The sequence below is a fragment of the Clostridium gelidum genome (genome assembly GCF_019977655.1).
GTDB lineage: Bacteria > Bacillota > Clostridia > Clostridiales > Clostridiaceae > Clostridium > Clostridium gelidum.
This window is the reverse complement of record NZ_AP024849.1, coordinates 5,727,501-5,732,500: the sequence shown is the minus strand read 5'-3', so window position 1 is coordinate 5,732,500 and position 5,000 is coordinate 5,727,501. Positions and strand designations below refer to the sequence as shown.

The window sequence follows — 5,000 nt, the reverse complement described above, 5'->3', positions numbered from 1 at the left end:
CAGTCCGGCAGTCAGACTGTGAAAGATAAGTTCCATGGTCAAAAGGGAAACAGCCCAGATCGTCAGCTAAGGTCCCAAAGTGTAAGTTAAGTGGAAAAGGATGTGGGATTTCTAAGACAACTAGGATGTTGGCTTAGAAGCAGCCACTCATTAAAAGAGTGCGTAATAGCTCACTAGTCAAGAGATCCTGCGCCGAAAATGTCCGGGGCTCAAACTTACCACCGAAGCTACGGGTTTACAATTTATTGTAAGCGGTAGAGGAGCGTCGTAATCGGGCTGAAGTCGTACCGTAAGGAGCGGTGGACTGATTACGAGTGAGAATGTTGGCATTAGTAGCGAGATGTAAGTGAGAATCTTACAGGCCGAATATCTAAGGTTTCCTGAGTAAAGTTTGTCTTCTCAGGGTTAGTCGGGACCTAAGGCGAGGCCGAAAGGCGTAGTCGATGGACAATTGGTTGATATTCCAATACCACTATTATCGTTATTATCGATGGTGTGACGGAGAAGGATAGGATGTGCTAGCTATTGGATGCTAGTCTAAGCGTTTAGGGAGTTGGGATTGGCAAATCCGTTCCAACAATTCTGAGGCGTGATGGGGAAGGTTCTACGGAACCGAAGTATCTGATTCCATGCTTCCAAGAAAAGCATCTAGAAAGAGAAGTAGTGCCCGTACCGCAAACCGACACAGGTAGATGAGGAGAGAATCCTAAGGCCGACGGAAGAATTGCAGTTAAGGAACTAGGCAAATTGACCCCGTAACTTCGGGAGAAGGGGTGCCTGAGAAATCAGGCCGCAGAGAATAGGCACAAGCAACTGTTTAACAAAAACACAGGTCTCTGCTAAAGCGTAAGCTGATGTATAGGGGCTGACGCCTGCCCGGTGCTGGAAGGTTAAGGGGAATGCTTAGCACGTAAGTGCGAAGGTGTGAACTTAAGCCCCAGTAAACGGCGGCCGTAACTATAACGGTCCTAAGGTAGCGAAATTCCTTGTCAGGTAAGTTCTGACCCGCACGAATGGCGTAATGACTTGTGCACTGTCTCAACTGCAAATCCGGCGAAGTTGTAGTGCGAGTGAAGATGCTCGCTACCCGCGATTGGACGGAAAGACCCCGTAGAGCTTTACTGTAGCTTAGCATTGAATTTCGGTATTGTCTGTACAGGATAGGTGGGAGACTGGGAAATCAGAGCGTTAGCTTTGGTGGAGTCGTTGTTGGGATACCACCCTGATAGTATTGAAGTTCTAACTGGATGCCATGAAACTGGTGACAGGACATTGTTAGGTGGGCAGTTTGACTGGGGCGGTCGCCTCCTAAAATGTAACGGAGGCGCCCAAAGGTTCCCTCAGAACGGTCGGAAATCGTTCGTAGAGTGCAAAGGCATAAGGGAGCCTGACTGCGAGACCTACAAGTCGAGCAGGGACGAAAGTCGGGCTTAGTGATCCGGTGGTACCTCGTGGGAGGGCCATCGCTCAACGGATAAAAGCTACCTCGGGGATAACAGGCTGATCTCCCCCAAGAGTTCACATCGACGGGGAGGTTTGGCACCTCGATGTCGGCTCGTCGCATCCTGGGGCTGAAGTAGGTCCCAAGGGTTGGGCTGTTCGCCCATTAAAGCGGCACGCGAGCTGGGTTCAGAACGTCGTGAGACAGTTCGGTCCCTATCCGTCGCGGGCGTAGGAAATTTGAGAGGAGCTGTCCTTAGTACGAGAGGACCGGGATGGACTGACCTATGGTGTACCAGTTGTTTCGCCAGAAGCATAGCTGGGTAGCTAAGTCGGGAATGGATAAACGCTGAAAGCATCTAAGTGTGAAGCCAACCTCAAGATGAGATTTCCCATAGCGTAAGCTAGTAAGACCCCTTGAAGACTACAAGGTTGATAGGTCAGAGGTGTAAGTATGGTAACATATTTAGCTGACTGATACTAATAGGTCGAGGGCTTGACCAATTATTTAATCAAGTTGTAAAATATACATTAATTCTATATGCAATTTTGAAAGAGCATTCTTTCAAAGGAAAACAAATTCTAACGAATTTGCATAAGTTCGTCTAACTAAAATCATAGATTTAGAGACTCACTTAATCTCGTGACGATGGCATAGAGGTAACACTCCTTCCCATTCCGAACAGGACAGTTAAGGTCTATAGCGCCGATGGTACTGCACGGGTGACTGTGTGGCAGAGTAGGACGTTGCGAGGTAAAATAAGGTTTACTAGCTCAGTTGGTAGAGCACATGACTTTTAATCATGGTGTCCCGGGTTCGATTCCCGGGTAAGCCACCAATTACTTTTAAAAAGTAATTTTTAATGAAAACTTGCTTAGTATTTATATAAAGGGCTTTTACTTAGTGTAAAAGTTCTTTTTTTGTTAAAATACTACAGATTATACTGGTGATATTAATTATTATTAAATCAAAATGCGTAGGAAATTTAAATTTATGCACACATTTTCAATACTTATCCACAAAAAAATGTAATAAATATGTGGATTAATTAAATTATATATCATTTACTTAGTAAGTATAATATAAATAATAATTCTCAAGTATGAATATATAGGAGCCTAAGGAAAAGCAAGGTTATATTATTTAAAATAAATTATATTTATTTTAAATAAAGATTGACATGAGATGATATGGCATGTATAATAATATCTTGTTGAGATAAATATTCGACAAAATTATCTAAAACATAGATTTAGATAAGGAATATAAAGTCTATATAATTTATAGATTTAAAGACTCAATTAATCTCGTGATGATGGCATAGAGGTAACACTCCTTCCCATTCCGAACAGGACAGTTAAGGTCTATAGCGCCGATGGTACTGCACGGGTGACTGTGTGGCAGAGTAGGACGTTGCGAGGTAAGATTTTGCGCTATTAGCTCAGTTGGTAGAGCACCTGACTCTTAATCAGGGTGTCCAGGGTTCGAATCCCTGATGACGCACCAAAACAAAGACTGTTAAAATTATTTTTAACAGTCTTTTTTATGTATGAAATTATAGAATCAAATTCCATTGTATTAAATTAGCAAAATGTGTTTAGAATAACAAAGCAGAATAACAAGCCAGTATGTTGATTATTTCGCAGTCTGGGCTTGTTATTTTTTTATATGTCTTAACCTTTAATTAAAAAGCTGCAAGGTCTATCTAGGATTCCATTTAGCTCAGCTAAGGCAATGTCAAAGTTTATTATTGGTACTTCTTGCTCTTTCACGTATTCTAATCTTGATAGAAGCTGTCTTCTTGTAACATACACGAACCATAGTAGATGATAAATTTAAAGTCTGATAAGTTCTTTGGAAAATCAACACCTGATACATTCACTATGTTGAACTTACCACCTACCTTTTCTCAAGTAATCCAGGTAACTTTTCACGTGCAATGCTCCTTTTAAAGAATGATTAGTACATGCTTTTGAAATTAGGATGTTGTCACCAGGTTTCAAATCATTAATTGCTTTAGTTCCCATAACAAATAATTCTAAGTCTCCTTATATTAGGACCAATATTTTCATTAGTAATATTAGCAATATTAAGTTATATATATATAAGTGCAATTTTGATTCTTTAACGAATCTAGTTACTGTTATCTAATTGGTGTAGATTATTTTTTGCAATATATATAAATTAAATTATTTTAAAAAGATTTAAAGTTATTGTAAATATCATCTTTTATAAATAATAAAAACTTTTTTAGCATTTGAAGATCTTCTTTAAAAGAGGTATCTTCATTGTTAGATGATAAATATCCATTATTAAACATAGTAAGAGCAAAAAATAATATGCCTAGATTGATATACAGATCTTTTATATCTGCAATAAATAGATTACTGATTCCTATAAAATCTAAACTACCACCATAAAATACTTTATCAATTAGTGAACACAGGGCACCACAAAATACAAATATAAAGCACATGTCTGACCAAAAATCTTTATTCCCTTTATGTAAATAGTATCTATATACTTCAATAAAGATGAAAATAGCGAGTATATTTAATGTTATTAAAATTGGAAAACTAACTGATGTGCCGAATCGAGCATTTAGCCAAGAGCCATCAGTATTGATTATAGGATTAAAGTATAGCATTCCATTAATTATAGGAAAATCATTATTAAACCAAAATAATTTTATTAATATCTTTATACATTGATCAAATGAAAGAAGGAATAAAAACAGAAATAACAATATAGTAGATTTAAATCCATTTTCATGTTTAATGCCAAAGTTATAAGTAAATAAACCAACTAATGCAAAGAGTATAATAAGTAGTATATTAAAGAGAATTGTTTGAAAATCAGTAATCCTTCCAGTAATAAGCTCAAATAAAATATATATAACCCATATTAAAGGAAGAATACTTATAGTCAAAACTTTTTTGTTTTTCATAAAAATACCTCCAACTGCAAAATATATTAATGCTATAGTAAAGTGTAACATAAGCTAAAAAAAAATTCACTACTATTAAAAGATTTGAATTTGGTTTAATATAGAAATAAAGAAAAAAATATATAGGTTATTAAATAATTATGGGTGTAAGGTTGAGTATATATTGATAAGAATTATTATGGTATAAAAATAATTAAGAAAAGATATGAGAAAGAAGGTATAAAATTATGTTAACAATTTTAGCAGTATCAGATTCTATAGGAGAAACTGCAAATCAAGTAGCAGTAGCAGCGGCAAGTCAATTTACAGAAAAGGTTGAGGTAAAAAGGATTCCATATGTTAAAGCATTAGATGATGTTGAATATGTAATGAAAATTGCAGATGAATGTGAAAATGTAATAATAGTATCTACAATAATCACTGTTAATGTTAGAGAACACTTGACACAAAAGGCAATGGAAAAGAATATATCAGTTATGAATGTATTAGGACCAATACTTAATGTAGCATCTAATATATTAAAAACACAACCTACATATAATCCTGGTGCTATGAGACAAACCGATGAAGTATATTTTAAAAGAATAGAAGCTATGGAATTTGCAATGCAAT

Annotated in this window: 3 protein-coding genes, 2 tRNA genes and 3 rRNA genes (2 of these 8 cut by a window edge); 6 read left to right on the top strand and 2 right to left on the bottom strand. The window is 36.6% G+C overall.

Going from position 1 to position 5,000, the window contains the following annotated elements; all coding sequences use genetic code 11:
* From psyc5s11_RS26280 to psyc5s11_RS26260, 5 genes are all read left to right on the top strand, one after another.
* Positions 1-1,944: ribosomal RNA gene (locus psyc5s11_RS26280) — 23S ribosomal RNA — on the top strand; it begins 968 nt to the left of the window's first position.
* Positions 1,945-2,079: 135 nt separating this feature from the next.
* A 5S ribosomal RNA gene (gene rrf / locus psyc5s11_RS26275) occupies positions 2,080-2,196 on the top strand.
* Between the two features lie 7 nt (positions 2,197-2,203).
* Positions 2,204-2,279: transfer RNA gene (locus psyc5s11_RS26270), tRNA-Lys, on the top strand.
* Positions 2,280-2,746: 467 nt separating this feature from the next.
* A 5S ribosomal RNA gene (gene rrf, locus psyc5s11_RS26265) occupies positions 2,747-2,863 on the top strand.
* Between the two features lie 8 nt (positions 2,864-2,871).
* Positions 2,872-2,947 (top strand) — tRNA-Lys (locus tag psyc5s11_RS26260).
* 167 nt (positions 2,948-3,114) lie between these two features.
* Here the strand turns inward: psyc5s11_RS26260 and psyc5s11_RS26255 are convergent.
* The gene (locus psyc5s11_RS26255) at positions 3,115-3,255 is read right to left on the bottom strand and encodes a GTP-binding protein (protein ID WP_258712404.1); all 141 of its coding nucleotides are present in this window, start codon (positions 3,253-3,255) and stop codon (positions 3,115-3,117) included.
* Between the two features lie 380 nt (positions 3,256-3,635).
* Positions 3,636-4,388, bottom strand: coding sequence for a signal peptidase II (locus psyc5s11_RS26250; RefSeq protein WP_224035391.1), 753 nt, complete (start codon positions 4,386-4,388; stop codon positions 3,636-3,638).
* Positions 4,389-4,615: 227 nt separating this feature from the next.
* Here psyc5s11_RS26250 and psyc5s11_RS26245 point away from each other — a divergent pair, with 227 nt between their 5' ends.
* Positions 4,616-5,000: the 5' portion of a pyruvate, water dikinase regulatory protein gene (locus tag psyc5s11_RS26245; protein WP_224035390.1), read on the top strand. The gene runs 422 nt beyond the window's last position; 385 of the gene's 807 nt are visible here — the first part of the coding sequence; its start codon is at positions 4,616-4,618; its stop codon lies off the right edge, out of view.